This window comes from Paenibacillus flagellatus, assembly GCF_003217775.1.
GTDB lineage: Bacteria > Bacillota > Bacilli > Paenibacillales > NBRC-103111 > Paenibacillus_AB > Paenibacillus_AB flagellatus.
Map to the genome: position 1 here is coordinate 346,972 of NZ_QJVJ01000008.1, position 21,073 is coordinate 368,044.

At 61.1% G+C, this 21,073-nt stretch carries 15 protein-coding genes; 7 read left to right on the forward strand and 8 right to left on the reverse strand.

Translation table 11 applies throughout. The features are described 5' to 3' along the window. Nucleotides 1–6: 6 nt before the first annotated feature. Entirely contained in the window at nt 7–969 is a 963-nt protein-coding gene (locus tag DLM86_RS19190; RefSeq protein ID WP_245954719.1) for an ABC transporter permease, read from the reverse strand. Nucleotides 970–1,353: 384 nt separating this feature from the next. Between DLM86_RS19190 and DLM86_RS19195 the strand changes: the two genes are divergently transcribed. The 5 genes from DLM86_RS19195 to DLM86_RS19215 all read left to right on the forward strand — a co-directional run bounded on the left by DLM86_RS19195 (nt 1,354) and on the right by DLM86_RS19215 (nt 11,219). Then, nucleotides 1,354–4,932 carry a fibronectin type III domain-containing protein gene (locus DLM86_RS19195; protein ID WP_158289567.1) on the forward strand — a complete coding sequence of 1,193 codons (3,579 nt, stop codon included), beginning with the start codon at nt 1,354–1,356 and terminating at the stop codon, nt 4,930–4,932. Nucleotides 4,933–5,353: 421 nt separating this feature from the next. After that, nucleotides 5,354–6,961, forward strand: a complete 1,608-nt coding sequence (locus tag DLM86_RS19200; protein ID WP_110841665.1) for an extracellular solute-binding protein — start codon at nt 5,354–5,356, stop codon at nt 6,959–6,961. A gap of 88 nt (nt 6,962–7,049) precedes the next feature. After that, the gene (locus DLM86_RS19205; protein ID WP_110841666.1) at nt 7,050–8,015 is read left to right on the forward strand and encodes an ABC transporter permease; all 966 of its coding nucleotides are present in this window, start codon (nt 7,050–7,052) and stop codon (nt 8,013–8,015) included. Beyond that, a complete protein-coding gene (locus DLM86_RS19210) occupies nt 8,009–8,884 on the forward strand; it encodes a carbohydrate ABC transporter permease (protein WP_110841667.1) in 876 nt (291 codons plus the stop codon). The genes DLM86_RS19205 and DLM86_RS19210 overlap by 7 nt, the downstream gene beginning before the upstream one ends. Before the next feature lie 82 nt (nt 8,885–8,966). After that, entirely contained in the window at nt 8,967–11,219 is a 2,253-nt protein-coding gene (locus tag DLM86_RS19215; RefSeq protein ID WP_110841668.1) for a helix-turn-helix domain-containing protein, read from the forward strand. Nucleotides 11,220–11,283: 64 nt separating this feature from the next. On the opposite strand, the gene DLM86_RS19220 is transcribed toward DLM86_RS19215, so the two are convergent. Genes DLM86_RS19220 through DLM86_RS19235 form a run of 4 tightly spaced genes read right to left on the reverse strand, consistent with a single transcriptional unit; the run spans nt 11,284 to nt 13,991 of the window. Next, nucleotides 11,284–12,549, reverse strand: a complete 1,266-nt coding sequence (locus DLM86_RS19220) for an ArnT family glycosyltransferase (RefSeq protein WP_110841669.1) — start codon at nt 12,547–12,549, stop codon at nt 11,284–11,286. A gap of 48 nt (nt 12,550–12,597) precedes the next feature. Continuing rightward, a complete protein-coding gene (locus DLM86_RS19225; protein ID WP_110841670.1) occupies nt 12,598–12,942 on the reverse strand; it encodes an EamA family transporter in 345 nt (114 codons plus the stop codon). Beyond that, the gene (locus tag DLM86_RS19230; protein ID WP_110841671.1) at nt 12,914–13,282 is read right to left on the reverse strand and encodes a DUF2304 domain-containing protein; all 369 of its coding nucleotides are present in this window, start codon (nt 13,280–13,282) and stop codon (nt 12,914–12,916) included. Before DLM86_RS19230 ends, DLM86_RS19225 begins: the two co-directional genes overlap by 29 nt. A 4-nt stretch (nt 13,283–13,286) precedes the next feature. Further along, nucleotides 13,287–13,991 carry a glycosyltransferase family 2 protein gene (locus DLM86_RS19235; protein ID WP_110841672.1) on the reverse strand — a complete coding sequence of 235 codons (705 nt, stop codon included), beginning with the start codon at nt 13,989–13,991 and terminating at the stop codon, nt 13,287–13,289. A gap of 493 nt (nt 13,992–14,484) precedes the next feature. On the opposite strand from DLM86_RS19235, the gene DLM86_RS19240 reads away from it, so the two are divergent. Then, nucleotides 14,485–15,789 (forward strand): alpha/beta hydrolase, encoded by a 1,305-nt coding sequence (locus DLM86_RS19240; RefSeq protein ID WP_110841673.1) that lies wholly within the window; start codon nt 14,485–14,487, stop codon nt 15,787–15,789. A 53-nt stretch (nt 15,790–15,842) separates the two neighbouring features. On the opposite strand, the gene DLM86_RS19245 is transcribed toward DLM86_RS19240, so the two are convergent. Next, the gene (locus tag DLM86_RS19245) at nt 15,843–16,634 is read right to left on the reverse strand and encodes an AraC family transcriptional regulator (RefSeq protein ID WP_110841674.1); all 792 of its coding nucleotides are present in this window, start codon (nt 16,632–16,634) and stop codon (nt 15,843–15,845) included. Between the two features lie 225 nt (nt 16,635–16,859). Between DLM86_RS19245 and DLM86_RS19250 the strand changes: the two genes are divergently transcribed. Then, nucleotides 16,860–17,996: an MFS transporter gene (locus tag DLM86_RS19250; protein WP_245954732.1), complete on the forward strand. Its 1,137-nt coding sequence runs from the start codon at nt 16,860–16,862 to the stop codon at nt 17,994–17,996. 6 nt (nt 17,997–18,002) lie between these two features. Here DLM86_RS19250 and DLM86_RS19255 read toward each other — a convergent pair whose 3' ends face one another. Both DLM86_RS19255 and DLM86_RS19260 read right to left on the reverse strand, forming a co-directional pair. Further along, nucleotides 18,003–19,199, reverse strand: a complete 1,197-nt coding sequence (locus DLM86_RS19255) for an MFS transporter (protein WP_110841676.1) — start codon at nt 19,197–19,199, stop codon at nt 18,003–18,005. Nucleotides 19,200–19,364: 165 nt separating this feature from the next. Then, nucleotides 19,365–20,126, reverse strand: a complete 762-nt coding sequence (locus tag DLM86_RS19260) for a MerR family transcriptional regulator (protein ID WP_110841677.1) — start codon at nt 20,124–20,126, stop codon at nt 19,365–19,367. Between the last annotated feature and the right edge of the window lie 947 nt (nt 20,127–21,073).

Here is a 21,073-nt window from a genome sequence, read left to right on the forward strand (position 1 = left end):
TTCGGATCAGAACAAGCTGTTGTCGGTCGTCTTCTTGACGATCCAGTTGGCGGTCAACAGCAAGCCGATATTGATGAGCGAGTTGAAAAAGCCGACGGCCGTGGCGAAGCTGTACTCGCCGAACTCGAGCCCCCGCCGGTAGACGAACGTGCTGATCACGTCCGACACCTCGTACGTCGCCGGCGACTGCATGAGCAGCACCTTGTCCGCCCCGAGCGACATCATTTTGCCGATTTGCAGCAGCAGCATGATCATGACGGTCGGCTGGATCGCCGGCAGCGTAATGTGCCAGATCATCCTCAGCCGGGTCGCCCCGTCGATGGAGGCGGACTCGTACATGTCCGGGTTTACGTTCGTCAAGGCGGCCAAATAAATGATCGCCCCCCAGCCGAGCTGCGTCCATATGTCCGACATAATGTACAGCGGCCGGAACCATTCGGACTGCCCCATGAAGTTGATCGGCTCCATCCGAAATACGTTGACGAGCAGCATGTTCAAGGGCCCGTCCTGGGGCGACAGGAACATGAACAGCATCCCGACGATCGCCGGGAGCGATATGAAGTGGGGCAGGTAGCTTACCGTCTGCACGAACCGTTTGTAAAAGCGGCTGCGCACCTCGTTCAGCAGGAGCGCGAACAAGATTTGCAGCGGAAAGACGAACAGCAGCTCGAGCACGCTCAGCAAAATCGTGTTGCGGATAACCCGCCAAAAATACATATGATTGAAAAAGGCCGCGAATTGGTCGAATCCGACCCACGGGCTTCCCCATACTCCTTTGTTCGGCTGAAAATCCTGAAAGGCGATCAGGACGCCGTACATCGGAACATAATTGAAAATCAAATAAAACAAAACCCCCGGCAACGCCAATAAATGGAGGTGCTTCGAGCGCGCCCACCCGTTTCGGACCGCCGACCTCCAACCGTTCCGGACGACCGTCCGGTCGCCCGCTAAGGCCGCCGCTTTGTTCACGTGCCTCGACTCCTTCCGCTGCGCCTCGTTTCGTTCCGTTTCACGTTTTCGCCTCCTTCCGCGGATGTTGGTAGCGCTTCCTCCCCATCTTACAAAGGCGCCCCCCGTGCGTACAAGGTACACCTCGTGACGGGGGTACGATTCCTTAGAATGCCGCTTTTTCCGGGCCGATCGGGACCGTCCGGACGGCCATTCTAAAAAAACGTACGGCGGCCCGATCAGATGCATCTGGTCCCGTTTCGCCGAACGGGGGTATGATCGGAACCGAAGGAGCGATAAGCAAGCGCTTGCATACGCGCTCCGGGGAGGTGATCGGATGGCAAACGATGCGGTCGGATAACGTTCGCTTGGCCGAGGACGCTACGATTACGAAGGAGGAATATGATGAAGAAATCGATAAGCTTGCTGCTCGCGATTGCGATCGCCTTGCAGCTGTCGCCTTCGCCCCGAGTACAAGCCTCCGCGATAGGCATCCGCAATATCGAGCTTAACAACGAATGGTTCGCGCCGGTCGCTTATGCCGTATATGCCGATCTGCAGGCCGGACGGCAGGTGTACGTCAACGATCCGTATACGACCTTTTCCGATGTGGGACCTTATGCCGGATTGTCGTTTATTCAGACCGGCGGCGGAACGGAGCACAAGAACGAGCCGGCGAACCCGTTCCTGACGTTCACGATCGACGCGGATGCCACGATCTATGTCGCGATGCACGCCGACGACGCTTATACCGATCCGTTCTCCGCCGATTATTGGCTGACCCCGTCATATGGTTGGACGTATACGGGGAATACGATCGAAGCGGAGGTCAAGGATGCGGCCGGCAACGTCACGGCGACGAACGTGTACCGCGTCTATGCGCGCACCTTCAAAGCCGGAACCGTCGCATTGGGAGGGAACAACGCGACGGGGCACATCGGCTTCGGCCAGATGTACGCCGTGCTGGTCGGACCCGCCGTCGGGACGCCGCTCGATCCTCCTCCGCCGCCGCCGGATGTCGTACCCGGCACGATCCCCGCCTTCCCCGGAGCCGAAGGGGGAGGCAAGTATGCGACAGGCGGACGCGGCGGGGACGTGTACTACGTTACCCATTTGAACGATTCGGGCCCCGGCTCGTTCCGCGACGCGGTCAGCCAAAGCAACCGGACGATTTTATTCCAAGTGTCCGGGACGATCGAGCTGCAGTCGATGCTGTTCGTGACGGCCTCCAACCTGACGATCGCCGGCCAATCCGCGCCGGGCGACGGCATCACGTTCAAGAAGCATACCGTCGTGTTCCAAGGAGACAACCTGATCGTTCGCTATCTCCGCTTCCGTACGGGAGACGAAGCGGGCGTCGACATGGACGGCGTCACGGGACGGTTTCGCAAACAGCTCGTCTTCGACCATATTTCGGCAAGCTGGGGAAGCGACGAGTCCGCTTCCTTTTACCAAAACACCGACTTCACGATGCAGTACAGCACGGTGGCGCAAACGATCGTCCTGTCCAATGTGGCCGGCAAAGGGTTTCACGGCTACGGCGGCATCTGGGGCGGCGACAACGCGACGTATTATTACAACCTGCTCGCGCATAACGACAGCCGCAATCCGCGGTTTTCCGGCAAATCGATGGACGTCCGCAACAACGTGATCTACGATTGGGGCTACAAAAGCATGTACGGCGAAAACGAGCGGGGCAACATGGTGAACAATTATTACAAAGCCGGCGCGAGCACCCAGGTTCAAGACCGGATGGCCGAAGCGGAGCTCGGCTCCAGCATCGCCTTGACCGGCAACAAGAGCGTCCGCCGGGACGGCGGCTTGTCCTCGAGCAGTCACCCGAACAACTTCGCGGGCATTTATAAAAATCCGCAGCTGTTCGTCGCGACGCCTTACGCGATGCCCAACCCGTCGCCGCAGGATAGCCCCGACGCCGCTTACGGGAAGGTGCTGAACTACGCCGGGGCGAGCCTCAAGCGCGACTCGGTCGACCGCGCCGTCGTGAACGACGTCATGAACGGGACGGGAAGCGTCATCTATACCGCGAACGCCGTCACTCCGGAAGAGCAAGCGCTGCTCGACGAGAAGCGCGCGACGAAGGTGACGCTGCAATGGCCGGCGCTGCAAACGGCCGAGGTGCCCGCGGATACGGACGGCGACGGGATGCCCGACGTTTGGGAGCGCGAGCACGGCTTGAACCCGAACGATCCGCTCGACGGAAAAGCCGATTTCACCGGCGACGGCTATACGAACCTGGAGAAATATTTGAACGAGCTGACGATCGATACGTTCCCGGAAGGGGTCGTACCCGCGGTGCCGAAAGTCGCGATCGCCGGGGCGCCGAGCGGGCTGCGGGCGCAAGCGCTGGACCGGGACTCGATTCGTCTCGATTGGACGCCTGTAGCGGGGGCGACCGGCTACCACGTCTACCGCGCGGGCAGCGCGAACGGGACGTATGCGAAACTAACGTCCGCGGCTTTGACGGCCCCGACGTTTACGAACGACGGGCTGACGGCGGGAACCGGGTACGCCTACAAAGTGACCGCCGTGACGGCCGGAGGCGAGTCGGCGCTGTCGCTGCACGCCGCGGCGGCGACCCGGGAGCCGATGAAGCCGTTGGTCGTCGATTTCGACGACGGTACGGACGGGCAGCCGTACGTCGTGCCGGCCGAATGGCCGATAGCCTGGACCGTATCGCCTACGCCGAGCCCGGCGGACAAAAGCTTGAGCGTCCCGCCCAACGCGGCCGGCACGTTCGCCTACGCCTTCACGTCCCCCGGGACGACGGCGCACCTGCGCTTCGATTACAAGCGCGAGGCGAACTTCGACCTGGACAAGCTGTTGATCTATACGGGGACGAACTTCCTCGAGACCGTGTCGGACTCCGTCTACGGACTCCGGTACCGGCTCGGGACGAGCACCGAGTACCGCAGCCTCATCCCCGGCTTCCAACTGAACGAATGGTACACGGTGGCGATCGATCTGGACTTCGCCGCGAATACGGTGACGTTTCGGACGGGGCCGAAGAACGGGGCGTTGACCGTGCGGACGCAGCAACCGTACACGGCGGCCAGTCCGAACATAAGCGCGTTCCGCGTCTTCAACCAACGCTCGGCCGGCAACGTCTACTTCGACAATATGAAGGCTTGGAACGGCCCCGCCGAGCCGTCCGGCGTGACCGCCTCCGCCAGAAGGAACGAAGTCGCGCTCGGCTGGAATCCGTCAGCCGGAGCGGACCATTACGCGATCTATCGGGCGGAGCATCCGGACGGGCCGTACCGGAAGCTGGAGATCGGCGCCGATACGGGAACCTTGTATCGGAATCAAGGGCTGACGCCGGATACGACGTACTATTACAAGATCGGCGCCGTCAACGCGGAAGGCGAATCGCCGCTTTCGGACGGCGTCGCCGTTACGGTCGGAGGCCCGTCCTCGGAGCTGTTCGTCGATTTCAACGACGGAACGGCGGGTCAGCCTTATACCGCCTATCCCGACGACTGGCCGTCCGTCTGGCCGGTCGCTTCGGTGCCGAGCGCCGCGGACAAAAGCTTGAGCGTGCCGAACGGCGCCGCCGGACAGTTCGTCTACGACTTCATCGCCGAAGGGCCGACGGCCCGCCTCCAATTCGACTATAGCCGCGAGGCGAATTACAACGGGGATAAGCTGCTGATCTATACGGGCGCCAGCTTCCTGGAGATTCAGACGGATAGCGCGAACGGCCTGAAGTACCGGTTGGGAACGAGCGGCACGTACCGCCCTCTGCTGCCCGGCTTTCAATTGAACGCTTGGTATACGGTCGCGATCGATTTGGATTTCGTCGCGGGCACGGTAACGTTCCGTACGGGTCCGCAGAACGGAACGCTGACGGAGCGGGCTTCCGAGCCGTATGCGGCGGCCAGCCCGAAAATAAGCGCATTTCGTCTATTCAGCCAACGCTCGGCCGGCAACGTCTACTTCGATAACGTGAAGGCTTCGAGAAATTAACTTGGAGGACGAGCCCCCGTCGCACGCTCAAGCGTGCCGGCGGGGGCTCGTCCGTTTTCGGCGGTCCATAAAAAGGAAGCCGGACCGGGTTGCCGCCGTCATAGGGCGGGAGTTATGCTAAGGTCCGGACTCCGATATCGGCGTCCAAGACGCGCGTTCCGACCCGCGCAAACCCGTCCGTCACGCATTCGATTTTTTATCATTTTCTACCGCTTTAGCATTTTCCGCATCCGGAAAACCCTTTCGTATCAACGGTTTTTCGAAATTCGAAGCGAAAATCGTGAAAAAACAAATCGCGCTGAAAACGCTTCATTTACTCCGGCTGAAAGCGTTTTATAATGGGGACTGTGCAAACGAAACGATACCGGGGAGTCACCGGGCACACCAGCTTCACCTACACGATCAAAGGGAGGACGAACGAATGGCAGGCAAGTACAAATCGATGTTCCTGTCGCTGTCGGCGATGGCGCTGCTAGTTGCGGGCTGCGGAGGAACGAAAGACAACAACGCCTCGCAGACGCCGGACACGCAGCAAAAATCGGAAGCCGGGGCCGCGGCGCAAAACTACGGCGACACGGGGGGCATCAAGCTTCCGATCGTCGACAAGCCGACGACGCTGACTTGGATGCTCGTCAGCGACAACCCGAATTTGGCCGAATCGATGGTCGTCAAAGAGATCGAGAAACGGACGGGCATCAAGCTCGACATTCAGGCGTATTCCTCGCAAACGTACAAAGATAAAATGAAAGTCGTCGTCGCCTCCGGCAAGCTCCCGGACATTTTCCACGGGCAGACGCAGGCCGAGATCAATAAAATGGGCGCGCAAGGCGCGTTGACGCCGATCAACGAGCACCTGAAGGATTTGCCGAACTTCAAAAAGCTGTACGTCGACAACGCCGAGAACAACTGGGTCATGAAATCGTGGTCCGACGAGAAAAACAACATGTACACGTGGCCGATCTACGGGCTGAACCGCGACGTCAACCACGGGTTCCTGTACCGGAAGGACATTTTCGACAAGCACAACATCAAGGAATGGACGAACACCGACGAGTTTTACGCGGCGCTCAAGCAGCTGAAGGCGGCTTATCCGGATTCGTATCCGTACGCGTCCAAGACGAAGGAGAACATTTTCCGCGACTGGGCTTACGGCTGGGGAACCGGCGGCACGAGCTACCCGGCGTTCTTCGACGAGAAGGCGAAAACGTGGAAGCTCGCGTACACGGCGCCGGAATTCAAGGCGCAAATCGACTTCATGAAGAAGCTGTACGACGAAGGGCTGATGGATCCGGAGTTCATCACGGACACCGACGCGTCCTGGACGGCGAAAATGACGACCAACAACAAATCGTTCGTCACGTTCGACTGGATCGGCCGTCTCGATTCGTTCGCGAACCAAGTCAAATCGACGAACCCGGAATACAACCTGCGTTATGCGAACCCGGTAGGACCGACGGGCAACGTCCGTTCCTTGCCGAAAATCAGCAACTTCGGCATCGTCGTGCCGAAAGGCAAAAACAGCGAAATCGCCCTGAAGCTGCTCGACTACTTGACCAGCCCGTCCGGCTCCTCGCTCGTCACGATGGGCATCGAAGGCCAAACGTACAATCTCGTGGACGGCAAGCCGGTTTATCCGGAGCTGAAGGACGTGCCGAACGTCGACATCAAGGCGCTCGAAACGAAATACGGCATGTGGCTCGAAGGCATGTACCTGCGTCCCGACAAGCGCAGCGTCTACTACAAGTTCACGGAGAAAGAGCAGGAAGCGCAAGATAAAATCATCAAGGCGAAGAAGTTCGAGCCGGCCGATCCGGAGCTGAAGTTTACGGACGACGAGTCGAAGACGCTGGCCGAGCTGCGCACGACGCTCGACAAGGCGGCCAACGAGTTCGCGACGAAATATATCATGAAAAAAGAGTTCGGCGAAGCGCAATGGAACGAGTGGCTGCAAAACGCCGAGAAGCTCGGCGCCAAAAAGTTCATCGACGCTTACAACGCCGCGCAAAAGCGGTTCGACGAAGCGAAGTAACGTCGAGTTAGACCGGCACGGAAGGAGGCACCCGGATGCACGATCCGTTCGGGTGCCTGTCCTATCCGTCGGATAGGAGGAGGAAGCCATGACTACGACACAACCCGAGCTGACCGACCGACCGCAACCGCGCGTCAACGGCTCCCGCCTCGGTTCGATTTGGCGGCATATGAAGCGCGACCGGCAGCTGCTCATCCTGTTCATCCCTTGTATCGTGTTCTACGTGCTGTTCCGCTACGGCCCGATCTACGGCCTGATCATCGCGTTCAAGGACTACAGCGTGTATCAAGGGATATTGGGCAGCGAATGGGTCGGGCTCGAGCATTTCCGCAAATTTTTCGATAGCCCCGACTTTTGGCTGCTGTTCAAAAACACGTTTTTGCTCGGCCTGTTCACGCTGCTGTGGACGTTCCCGTTCCCGATCTTGTTCGCCGTCCTGCTGAACGAGGTCCGCGGCGTCAAATTCAAGAAGGCGGTCCAGACGTTCAGCTACTTGCCGACGTTTCTGTCCGTCGTCATCGTCAGCAGCATGATCATCGATTTTCTGTCCCCGACGCACGGCTTGGTCAATCAGCTGCTCAAGGCGATCGGCCTCGAGCCGATCTACTTCCTGGCCGCCCCCGAATGGTTCCGCACCGTCTATATCGGATCGGACATTTGGCAGCATATGGGCTTCGAGGCGATCATCTACTTGGCCGCCATCGCGAGCATCGACCCGACGCTGTACGAAGCGGCGAGAGTGGACGGCGCGAACCGGTTCCACATGATGCGCTACATCACGATACCGAGCATCATGCCGACGATCGTCATCATGTTCATCATCAAATCCGGCTCCATGTTCCGGATCGGCTACGAGAAGGTGCTGCTGCTCTATAACCCGATGACGTACGAGGTGGCCGACGTCTTCTCCACCTATGTGTACCGGAAAGGGCTGCTGGAGACGAACTACAGCTATGCCGCCGCGGTGGGCTTGTTCGAATCGCTGATCGCCCTCGTCATGCTGCTGCTGTCCAATCTGATCAGCAAAAAAGCGGGAGGAAAAGGGTTATGGTAAAAGGAAGCGCGCTTCAGCAACGATTTACCCTTTTCGACGCGGTGCTGACCGTCGTTCTCGGCTTGGTCGCCGTCGTCACGGTGTATCCCGTTCTCTATATCGTGGCGGTATCGTTCAGCGACACGGCGTCGATCGTCCAGAACAAAGTGTTTTTGTGGCCGAAAGGGTTCAACCTGGACGCGTACAAGCAAATTTTGGAGAACCCGAGAATTCCGCGCTCCTACTTGAATACGATTTTGTATACGGGCGTCGGGACGTTCATCAACCTGCTCATGACGGCCATCGCGGCGTATCCGCTGTCGAGACCCGGGTTTTTCGGACGCAAATTTTTCATGATCGCCATCGTGCTGACGATGTTTTTGACCGGCGGCATCATCCCGACCTACTTGATCGTCTCGAAGCTGGGCCTGATCGACACGATGTGGGCGATCGTGCTGCCGAACGCGATCTGGACGGTCGAGCTGCTTATCCTGAAAAGCTTCTACGAGTCGATGTCGGGCTCGCTGCGGGAATCGGCGCTGATCGACGGCGCGTCGGAATACCGGATCTTGTTCAACATCATGATCCCGCTGTCGAAGCCGGCGCTCGCCTCCATCGGTCTGTTCTTCTTCATGGGCCATTGGAACAGCTTTTTCATTCCGATGATTTATTTGAACGACGCCGATTTGTACCCGCTTCAGGTCGTGCTTCGCGACATGCTGATGTTCGATACGGCGAAGGAAACGGGACTGATCGATCAGGCGACCATTACGCCTCAGGCGATGAAGAACGCCACCATTTTCGTGTCGATGATTCCGGTGCTGCTCATCTATCCGTTCGCCCAGCGATATTTTGCCAAAGGAATTATGCTCGGCTCGGAGAAGGGTTAACGGTCGTCGATGTCGAATATAGTCATGTCATGTCGACATGACGACTCGGTTCTCCTCGTTGTTCGCAGGTGGGGGTGGGGCAATGCCCAAGCTCAAGATGATTGCCAACAAAGGGCTGCTGCAAATCTTTTTTGCGCTCCTCTTGGTGGCGATCATCATGTTCGTTTCCAACTATTTGGTGTATAAAAATTCAATAACAGGTATATATAACCAAGTCAGCGAAAACAACAAGCTTGTCGTCAAAAACATGATCCGCGACTTCGACGACAGCTTCAAAGATATCAACGACGTCATCTATTCGATCCAGCAGCTGCCGTACGGCGCATGGTCGGACGACGGGACGGCCGACCTGCACGGCATGTACATGACGGCGAAGGACATGAAGACGATCGCCTCGTCCACCGATTTCATCGAGGACGTCGTCGTGTTCCATCGCGGCTCGGACCTCGCGATCACGCTGAACGGCACGATCCGTCTCGAGGAGCTCATGCCGAACCGGTTCGGCCATCCGTCCTACAATCTCGACTATTGGAAGTCGCTGACGAGGTCGAAGCATCCGTTCCGCGTCCTTCCGTCGCAATGGTATACGGAGAAGGACGGATCGGCCGAGAAGCGCCGAAGGCTCATTCCCGTGCTCGGCAGCAACCATATTTACGACTCGAACATTCTCGTCTTCCTGAATTACGACAAGCTGCTTCGCCACGTGAACCAGGAGTCGATGATGAAGGGGACGTCGCTCATCGTGATGGACCAGGACCGCAACATTATTTTGAACACCGAGGAGAATTGGGACCTGGTCGACATGCTGTACGAGCTGAACTTCAACGGGAGCCCGGAAGCGACGCTGAAGCGGAACGATTACGTGTACAATTTGTTCAAGTCGGATTTCAACGGCTTCATCTACATCAACAAGGCGCCTTACCGGTTCGCCGATCTGAACGCGGTCGGCGACGCCAACCGGCAAATTATGGCGGTCGCCATCGCCTGCGCGCTCGTGCTGTCGATGCTGCTCAGCTTTTATTTGTACCGTCCGGTGCAAAACCTTCGCAAGCTGCTCGGCGGACGGGACGACAAGGGGGCGGACTATCTCAACATCCGGACCGGCATCGTCAAAATCCAGGAGGAGAACGAGTCGTTCAAGCACCAGCTCGACTTGTTCCGGCTGGAAATGCGCCGGGCGGCGTTTTTGAATGCGCTTCACGAAAGCCCGGTGTCGCGGGAAACCGAGCTGAAGATGCAGCGGTACTTCGCCGAGTTTTATCGGGAGCGGCATTTCGTCCTCACGTTGATCCGGGTGAGGCCGAAGGCGGGAGGCGACGATTCCCCCTCCGCTCCGGCACTTGACGAGACGGCCGCCTTCCTGCAAGCGGAGCTGGCGGAGCGGCTCGAGGAAGCGTACGTCTTCCCGCTGGCGCAGGGGACGTTCGCGGCGACGATCGCGCTGAAGCGGCCGTCCGACCGCGAGCAGGCGGTCAAGCAGCTGCGCGGCTTCCTAAACAAAACGATGCTCGAGGAATGGCAGAGCTATTTCGCGGACGCGGCGGTCAGCCGCAGCTACGCCGCGGAAACGGCGAACGTCCGGCGGGCGTACGTGGAGGCGGCCGACGCCTTCGCCTATCGGAACGTTCACGCGGACGACGCGGTCGTCGACGTCCACTCGATCCGGTATACGTGGAAGGTGTACGCGCCGCCGGACGAGATCGAGAAGGCGTCGCACAGCCTGTTCATCGGCAATGCGGACGAGAGCGTACGGATCGCGGGCGGGCTGCTCGAGCAAAACATGCAGCGGCACGTTCACGTCCACCAGCTCGCGACGGTCGCGCGAACGGTGTTTTACGGCTTGCTGAAGCACGTCGAGACGAGCGACATGGAGACGAAGGCGGTCGTCGCGCTGGAGATGGAGTTCAACAGGTCGGTCGACGCCGCCGCCGGCTACGAGGATATTCGCGACGCGCTGTTCCGGGCGATCCGGGTCATCGCCGAGGCCGGCAAGCCGGGGGCGAAGAGCAAGCTCGATCCGACGTCGATCGCGCAATATATCGAACGGAACTATATGGGCAACCTGCACCTCGACCATATGGCGGAGCAGCTGGAGACGACCCCGAAATATTTTTCCAACTACTTCAAGAAGACGTTCGGCGTCAATTTCGTCGAATACTTGAACAAGGTGCGGCTGGCGCATGCGAAGGAGCTGTTGAAAAACACGGAGCTGTCGATCGCCGAAATCGGGGAAAAGACGGGGTACTTGAACTCGTCGACGTTCACGAGCACGTTCAAAAAGTATTACGGCATTTCGCCGAGCGAATACCGCAAAAACAAGCAGCTGCTGCCGTAGCGCGCGCCAAGGGGCCGGCTTCCGGATCGAATCCGGGGGCCGGCTCTTCGGCGCGCGTCGGCGTTCATTCGGGCCGCTGGCGCCAAGCGGGGATCAGCCGGACGAGCCGCGCCAGGACGAAGGCGGCGCTCGACGCCAAGTACGCGGTGCCGAGCATGAGGAACGGCATCATGCCGAACGAATACCGGTCGACCGGAATGAACAGCAGATGGATGCCGAGGAAGAGCGCCAGGTTGGCGAACAAGAGCCGGAGCGACCGTGTCCGCAGCGTCAGCAGCGTGAACCAGCCGGCATAGACGAGCAGGAAGTGAAGCCGCCGCAGCGCCGCGAAGTACCAGTCCGGCACGAACACCTGATACGGCCCGACCCACAGATGGTTGAAGAAGACGGCGAATTTGCCGACGGTGAACCATTTGATCCACAGCCACGGGTCGTCGATCAGCCCCTGCTTGATGCGCCTGAGCCCTTCGGCCATCTGCTCCTCCCCGCTCATGGCGTTCACCCGCGTCCAATCGATCGTTCCGCGGAAATACGGATCGGTGCCGCCGAGAAACGGATTGCCCGCCTCGCCGCGCGCCACCGGAATGAACGCGTGGAACGTCATCCCGTTGCGGATCCACCACGGCGACATAAGCAGGACGAAGGCGGCGGCCGCATATCCGATTTCTTTGGCGAACGGCTTGCGGTGCCTAGCCCACAGAAACAAATACGGCACGACCGCGAGCGGCAGCGTATTGGGCCGGATCAGCACGACGGCCGCCAGCAGCAGCCCCATGATCGCGTGGTCGCGGAGGCGGTTGTCCTGGACGACGCGCACCTGCATGTACAAAAATGCGGTGAAGGCGAGCAGGAACGGCACCTCTGTCAAAATGAGCGAGCACGCCCATACGTACTGCGCGTATACGGCCGCGAACAGCGCCGCCAGCAGGCCGGCGAACCGATGAAACAGCCGGGTGCCGATCAGGTACAGAAACCCGATTGCGCCGACGCTCATGAAGCAATTCAGTACGCGGACGGCCATGTACGAATCCATCGAGGCCGGGTTGGCAGCATCGTAGCCGAACAGCGCATAGACGGCGACGAGCAGCATCGGGAACCCGGGCGTGACGAGCGTGTTCGGCACCGTATCGCGGTAGGCGTAGAAGCCGTGCTCCAGCAGTTGGATGGCGAGCTTCGTATATTCGAGCTGATCCCATTCCACCGGCGCGTACGTCTCGTTCAACACATAATGCAGCCGCAGCGCAAGCGCCAACGTCAGGATGACGCCAAGCGCGGCTCGGTAAACGTTTATCGCCGTCCTTCGTCCGAGCGGTTCCCCGGTACGGTCCATTCCGATCCCTCCGTTTCGCAGGCAGCGCGCGGTCGGGCCGCGCCCCGCCTATTTCGCCATGAAGCAGGCGCCGCCCACGATCAGCGCGATGCCGATCCATTGGTGGACGGTCACCGATTCCTTGAACAGCCAGATGCCGGCGATCGCGCCGACGACGTAAGCCATCGACTGAAGCGGGTAAATCCGGCTCATGTCGTAGCGGCTTAACGCGAAAAACCAGATTACGGTCGCGACCGCGTAGACGAGCCCGCCGAGCAGCACGTACGGATTCGTCATCAGCTGCGGCAGTCCGCCGAGCGTACGAAGCGGCTGCTGCGTCAGCGCCGTTTTCCAGAGCAGCTGCCCGCCGACGAGCAGCGTCACGTTAAGTAGGACGATTCCGATGGCGGTCATCCGCGGCTCCCTCCTTCGCGCCCGCCTCGAGCAGCGCCAGCTGCTGGACGAGCCGGGTCAGCTTGCGCTGCAGCTTCGAGATGACGATCGTCAGATGCAGGATGAAGACGAGCGAGAACGCGAGCCCGATCAGGAACAGCAGTGACGGCGGATAATGGATGCGGACGAGCTCGGACAGCTTCGGGAGCATGTCCGGGAACAGGCAGAACGGCAGCATGACGAGGCCGAGGCCGAGCCACAGCAGCGCGTACTGCTCCTCGAGCTTTTGCCGGCGGATCAGCTCGATCGTCGCGAACAGGAAGATCAGGCAAAAGACGGCGGACAGCAAATAAATCGTCACTCGTTCATCTCACATCCCGTATCCGTGTCATCAATACCGCGAGCGACACCTTCATCATGTAGTACATCGATTTCGCCGGCGTAATCGACGATTTGCCCGCTTGGCGGCTGTGCATCCGGACCGGCGTCTCCGTCACGCGGTAGCCTCGGCGGACGAGCATCGCGATCGCCTCCACCTCCGGGTAGTCGTAGGGGTAGTAACGGGCGAACAGCGCGATGACGTCCCGGTTGACGGCACGGAAGCCGGACGTCGGGTCGGTCACTTTTTTGCCGACCATCCAATGGATCATCCAGGCGAAAAAGGCGATGCCGGTGCGGCGGAACGCCGTCGAGCGGTAAGACGCCCCGTGCAGAAACCGCGAGCCGACGCAGCAGTCCGTCTCGCCGCTGGCGACGGTGGAGATGACGTTGTCCAGCTCCTCCGGGTCGTGCTGCCCGTCGCCGTCGATCTGGACGGCGATATCGTAGCCGAGCCGGTCGGCGTACAGGTAGCCGGTCTGCATGGCGCCGCCGATGCCGACGTTGACCGGCAGGTCGACGACCCGGGCGAGCCCCGTCGAGCGCGCCGCGCGCGACGTGCCGTCCGTGGAGCCGTCGTTGACGACGACGATGTCCGTCTCCGGCCGGCAGCTTTTGATTTTGCGGATCACTTGCGCGATGCTCTTTTCTTCGTTGTAGGCCGGGATGATGGCGAGCACGCTCAGGCTCATGGAGAAGGTCACCTCGAGTGGCGGAGTGCCGGTTGGTTTGGTTATTTTTCACTATGCCCCGGAAGGGGGAAACGTAAACGGGGGCGGTTTCCGCTCCCGGTCGGGGGATCGGGTAAAACGTTGCGCTATTTGACCGGAAAGCGCCGCTCGCGAGGGTGGCTCGGGGGAACAAGGTACAAATGTACGTTATTTGGACGTTTCGTCGAGCTGGAGGGTCAAATAAGGTACGAATGTACCTAATTTGGCCGAAAAGCGCCGCTCGTGAGGCTGGCTCGGGGGAATAAGGTACAAATGCACGTTATTTGGGCGTTTCGTCGAGCTGGAGGGCCAAATAAGGTACGAATGTACCTAATTTGGCCGGATAGCGCCGCTCGCCGGCGGAGAAGCTGCGAGGTCACGGTGGACGGTGCCGCGCCTCGCCGCCCCCGCATAACCGTTCCCTCTATTGGAAAACTTAGGACTGCAACTTCCACCGTTAGGAGGCAGTCCAACCATGCATAAAAGAACGATATACCGCCAAGCGGCGCTGCTGTGCCTGACCGCGGCGCTGGCGCTTGCCGCAGCCTTAGGCGCCTTCGGCCTGCCGCCGGCATCGGCGTCGGCATCGGCGGCGGAGCCGTCCGGCGACGGGGCGGGCGCGCTGCAAGCCGCCTTCATCCGAGGCGGCGACCTGTGGATCAAGACCGGGGAGCGGGAGCGGCGGCTGACGTACGGAGAGCAGGCGCACCGCCCGTCGTGGTCGGCGGACGGGCAATGGATCGCCTATACGTCGGGCGAGCGCTCGATCCGCCTGTATCACCCCGCGACGGACCGGAGAATCGAAATCGGGAACGGGGACAACTACCAATGGTCGCCGGCCGCCAGTCTGCTCGCGTTCCAAGACGGTTCGATGCTGCAGGTAACCGATCCGAACCGGGCGGCGGAGCAGAAGTTCCAGACCGCGTCGCCGGGAGTCGGCAACTTTTCGTGGCTGCCGGACGGCAAAGGGTTCCTCGTCTCGACGCAGTCGCAGCTTTTGCCGAGCGGCTGGTCGGACATTTCGCTGTACGAGGTGCCGTTCGAGTACGGGCAGGATACGCCGAGAGGCAAGCTGCTGCTGACGTTTCCGAGCGAGTCGAAATCGTTTTTCGCCGTGCAGACGAGCCGGTTCCAATGGTCGGCGGACGGGAAATGGGTGTCGTTCATCGGCGTCCCGACCGCCTCGCTGTCCGCCGACAGCGATACGCTGCTCGTCCTGCGCTGGCACGGGAAGCGGCTGCTTCCGGCCGGCGAGATGCTCAACCGAGACGATTGGGTCGATTGGTCGCCGCGCGGGGACACGCTCGCCTTTATTGCGGGAGGAGGGAGAGACGCCGCTTCCAACAAGAAGCTGACGACGAAGCGTCCGCCGTTCCGCAAGCAGACGCAGCTGACGCCGCAAGGGTTCGCCGATCGCGACCCGGTATGGACGGACGCGGGGCGGATGGTCGTCTCCCGCATCGCGGAAAGTTCGGGAGGCGGCGGAGCGCCGCAGCCGGGAGCGCCGCAGCCGTTCTTGGCGCGGGTCGACGTCCCGCAAGCGACGTCGGCGGCGATTACCGCGCCGGAAGGCGCGTTCGGCGACTACGGGCCGGCGTATATACCGGCGGCGGGACGGCTCGGCTGGGTGCGAACCGACCGCATCGCGGCTTCCGCCTGGATCGGTGCGCCTGACGGCTCCGGCGCCCGGGAATGGATCGCGGCGATCGACGTGGCGCCGGAGTATTACGGCCAATTTCGCTGGAACGAGACGATCGACTGGTACGGATCGCGGCGATAAGGGGATCCGCAGGCGAAGAAGGCGGGGAAGCGGGAAGCGGGGAAGCCGGAGCGTCATTTGCGGTATTGCTCCGGCGTGACGCCGACGGCGTTGCGGAACGCGCGGTAAAACTGGCTCGTGCTGGAAAAGCCGAGATGCGCGCTGATGTCCGTCACCGACATGCGGGTGGCGCGAAGCTTCCGCTTCGCTTCCTCGATTCGCCGATGCAGGACGTATTGGTACGGCGACAAGCCGGTGGCCGCCTTGAACGAGCGGATGAAATGAAACCGGCTTTGCAGCGCCAGAGCCGCCAGCTCGTCCACGGACAGCGCCGAGCGGTAATGGACGTCGATGTAGTCGAGCGCGCGCCGCAGATGCGGATCGGCTGCGGCCGGCCGCCTCGCGGGTTCGCCGGTGTCCCGCTCGGGGCTTCCCCGGAGAAGACGGGTTAAATAGGCGGCGACGTGCGATTCGGTTTCCTGGACGGAGAGCCGGTCGGAAGGGTCTCGGACGAGCAGGTCGTTCGTCCATTGCCGGAACCGGCTCTGGATATCGTCCGGCTCGACGTACGACCGAAGCGGGAAATCCGGCGGCCTTGCGCCCGCGTCCGCGAGAGCGTCGGCGTTCACCTGAAAGATGATGACGCCCGCGTCCGCGCCGAGCCGGAATTCGTGCTTTTCCCGCGGGTGCTGCACGAGGGCGTTTCCCGCGTCGAGCCGGTACATGCGGTTTTCCTGCGTGAAATGGCAGACGCCCCGGATCGGGATCGTCACTTGCACTTGTTCGTCGTGCGCATGGGTATCGTTGGCGAAGCCGTTCTCGATGCGCCACAGCTCCATGGACGACGTAGCGATGTTCATCCTCATGTTCGTTCACCTACTGCCAGTATAGCAAATATTGCGCGTTTCGGAGCACGAATCGCGTCGACCGGGCGTCTCCCCCTTCTCTATGATGGAACGTAAACGAGAAGGGAGAGACGCTTTATGCTGCCGCAAACGCAATCGCAATCGCAAACGAAATTGCCGACGGATCCGGAGCGGGCGGAACGACGCGCCCGCACGTATTCCGCCTACGCTCTCGTCGGGGTCAGTATGGCCCATCTGCTCAACGACGCGATGCAGACGGTCATTCCGGCCGGCTTCCCGCTGTTCCGGGAGCAGCTTCACTTGAGCTTCGCCGAAATCGGCTGGGTCGCGTTCGTGCTCAACGTGACCGCCTCGATTTTGCAGCCGCTGATCGGGTATTACACGGACAAAAGGCCGATGCCGTCCCTGCTGCCGCTGGGGATGATGTTCTCGCTGGCGGGGATGGTCGGCCTTGCGTATTCGTCGAGCTTGGCCATGCTGCTGCTGTCCGTGGCGGCCGTCGGCATCGGATCGTCCGTGCTTCATCCGGAGTCGTCGCGGGTCGCCCATATGGCCGCCGGGAAAGGCAGAGGCTTGGCGCAGTCCGTCTTCCAGGTCGGCGGCAACACCGGCCAAGCGTTCGGTCCGCTCCTGGTCGCGCTCGTACTGGTTCCCCAGGGGCAGCCGGGCTTTCTCTGGTTCACGCTGCTGGCCGCGGCGGGGCTGGCGATCCAAGTCGGCGTCGCCCGCTGGTACAAGCCGCGGGTGACCGGCGCGCGCGGACAACGGGGCGCCGCTCCGTCGCCGCAGGCGGACGCGGCGATGCCCGGGAAGAAGACGATCGTCTTCGTCTTGAGCGTGCTCATCCTGCTGCTGTTTTCCAAATTCGTCTATCTGGCCGGGATGAACGGGTATTATTCGTTCTACTACATGGACCGCTTTCAACGGCCGCTCGCCGACGCGCAAGTATGCTTGTTCGTCCTGCAATTCGCCGGAATGGTCGGCACGCTGCTCGGCGGGCCGCTCGCCGACCGGATCGGCCGCAAAAACGTCATCTGGTTTTCCATATTCGGCACCGCGCCGTTCGCCCTGCTGCTGCCATACGCCGGCCCGACGCTCGCGATGCTGCTGTGCGTGCCGATCGGCCTCATCCTCATGTCCGGCTTCTCGGTCATTATCGTGTACGCCCAGGAGCTGCTGCCGGGCAAGGTCGGGACGGTGGCCGGCCTGTTCTTCGGCCTGTCGTTCGGCATGGCCGGGCTCGGCTCGGTCGCGCTCGGCTGGCTGGCGGACGCGACGACCGTATCGCTCGTCATCCGGATGAGCGCCTTCCTGCCCTTGCTCGGCATCGTCGCGTTTTGGCTGCCGAAGGACCGCCGGTGAGCGGCGTTATCGCGCGGCGAGCCGAGCCGGGTCGCGTTCGGCGTCGCCCGCCTCGCGTTTCTTCCGATCCGGAAGGAGCGGGCGCGCGAGGAATACGGCGAGTCGCACCAGGGCGACGATGCAGAAGCAAGCCCACAGCGGCATGACCGCGAGCAGCGCGCCGGCCGCGAGCGGACCGGCCGCCATGCCGAGCTGCATGACGAGCTGGAAGTCGGAGAAGTACGCCATCTCGGCCTTATGCTTGCCCGCCTCCTCCATCATCGTCGTCTGGGTGGCCACCTCGCTGACGGCGAGCATGAAGCCCGTCCACGCCTGGGCGGCGACGAGCAGCCCGTATTGCTCGACGAAGCCGTACGGAAACGCGCAGACGATCATGCCGAGCAGGGCGGCGCGGTAGACGCGCATCGTGCCGAACCGCTCCATCAGCTTGCGGACGAACGGCAGCGCGAGCGCGGAGACGATGCCCGACGTGACGACGAAGTAGGCGATTTGCGTGTTGGTCAGATGCAGCGTTTTGACATGGTAAATGGTGAAAAGGGGCGGCGTCATATAAATGCCGGCATTGTTGAGCGCCATCCACCAGATGTTCCGGTCGCATTCCTGGAACGGCCGCATCCGGGCGAAGCGGATCGTCGTCTTCTCCCGGGGAGCGAGTCCGGCGATCAGCGACATGCCGGTAAACGTCGCCAAGCAGCCGATCAGCATCGAGGCGACGTAATTATACGGAAAATACGCATCGGTCGCGTCGAGCGCCAAGCCGATCCCGAGGCCGCCGGCCGTCGTGATGAACAGGGCGATCATTTTGATCCGGCTGAACAGGGCGGGGAAATGGTCGGGCTCGACGACGCGGCGCAGGATGGCCGGCTGCTGGGCGGACGTCACGATGACGGACACGGCGTTGATGCTCCAGAAGACGAGGAGAACCGGTATCGGGTCCGGCAGCAGCACGGACAGCGCCATGCAGATGAACGCAAACTGGCGGACGTAGCCGCTCGTCAGGAAGACGCCCCGCGTTACCGGCAGCTGCCGCGTGAGGAACGCGAGCGAAAGCGCGCAGAAAAAGGCGGGAAGCGAGTTGGACAGCGCGATTTCGAAGTCGGAGGCGCCGAGTCGCGCGATCAGGACGCCCAGAAACGTGAAGAACGCGACGCTTTTTATATTTTGCAGCATCGCGTCCAAGTAAATGCGGGTCGTCGCCTTCATGTTCGGATCTGTCCTTTCCGCTCACGCCCGCCGCATCGGCCGGATCGGGCGCGGGAGTACGAAGCTTATCACCGTAAGTGTACTCCCGGCGCTATCGAAAAGGCATGGACATCCGGCGCAAAAAACATGGATTATCCGATCATCGCTGCGACACGCTGCAGCCGCTTAAGGGCGGCCGCCATCCTTTGCGGCATACGAGTCGGCCGCGGCGGAAAGGTAATACGCCAACCCGGTCTGCTGCCCTTCCAGCATGCGCAAATGAAAGTCGTCCTCGAGGAAAAAGCGCGTTTGCGCGGCGAACTGCTCGGCGGTTACGGCGTGCCCGAACCGGTTCAGGGCGTCGAGATGGTCCCCGATCAGCCGGCGGACGGCCGCGTCGCCGTGCTTGACCCCGGTGCGGAGCGCGTCCGCCATCCCGTTCATGAAAGCGGCCGCTTCCCGCGCCTGCTCGTTCATCGCCTGCACGTCCGCCTCTTCGGGTGCGGGCATGTCGAAGCCGTACGTGTCCTTCAAATGTCGCTGCTGCTCCTCCAAAGCTTGTTCCCAGGCCGACGCATTCTCGAATCCTTTGAACATGTCGTTGTCGTTCATCGTTTCTCCCTTCTCCATGCTGGACATGGACTGTTGTAATGTGCGGATGACCGTCTCCAGTCTCCGCTTGCGGGCGAGAAGAAGCTCCTTCTGCCGCGAAAGCATCGCATACCGGTCCGTTTCCTCCTCGAGCAGCCGCGCGATTTCCTTCAACGGAAAATCCAGCTCCCGGTAAAACAAAATGAGCTGCAGCCGTTCCAGCTCGGCCCTTCCATACAGCCGGTAGCCGGCTTCGCTCACCGCGCTTGGCGGCAATAGACCGATTTCGTCGTAATGATGCAGCGTTTTGACGGTGACGCCGGACAGCGCCGACATGTCTTTGACCGTGTACGGCATGCGATTTCCTCCTTTCCGCCTTCAGTGTAAAACCTCCCGTTAGGGGAGGGTCAAGAGGGGCGAAGCTCCCATCGTCATGCGAGCGTATTTTTCCCGCGCAAGCGTGCGCATGTTGGACAAAATCCAATAGAGCCAGGGAGAGGGGGGGGACGAGCCCAAATGGAGCCGGACCGGATTCGCCTGAATCGCTGCAAAAGGCACGTTCCGTCCGGCGGCGTTATTGGATTTCATCCAATAGAAAGCGCCGTCGGGGCGGGTGGGGAGGCGTCCGATTGGATTTTATGCAATAGGTGGGAGCGCGAACGTCGCGTTGGAGCCGAAGTGGAGCGTATCTGCTGGATTAAATCCAATTGCGAGCGTATTTTCCCGCGCTATATGCGCATCTGTTGGACAAAATCCATTAGAGTCAAGGGGGAGGGAGGAACGAGCCGTGCGGCAAAGCGGCCGCTTGCCTGGCCAACGCAGCAGGGCGACCCGGCGGCGCAACGCGGTCAGTGTGCACCTGCCGTGCGAGCACGTCCGTTCACTCCGGTTCCGTCCGCCCCCGTGCATCCTCGGCCAGTCTATAGAGTGTCCATGTGCGCCTGACGGTGTCTATATGCGTCCACCATATGTCCACTTTATGTTCGGTGCATGGCACCGTAACTCCTCCGCTCCCGCTCCAACCATTCGTCCGCACCGTCGCGCCTTCCGCCCCCGCATTCGACCGCAACGCCGCGCCCTTCCCGCCCTTCCCGCCCTTCCGTGTCCCGAACGGCCCGTCCGCACGGCCCGGCGCTCGTCCGGTTGCATCTTTTGCAAAGATTGCATATAATACGTGTTAAACATTCAAATGCGTCGACGGAGAAAAGTACGCAGCGCCTCCTTACAGGGAGGGAGCGCCGAAGATTGAGAGCGCTCCTAACGGAACCGGCCTGCCGAAGTTCGCTCCCGAGCAGTCCCTTGAA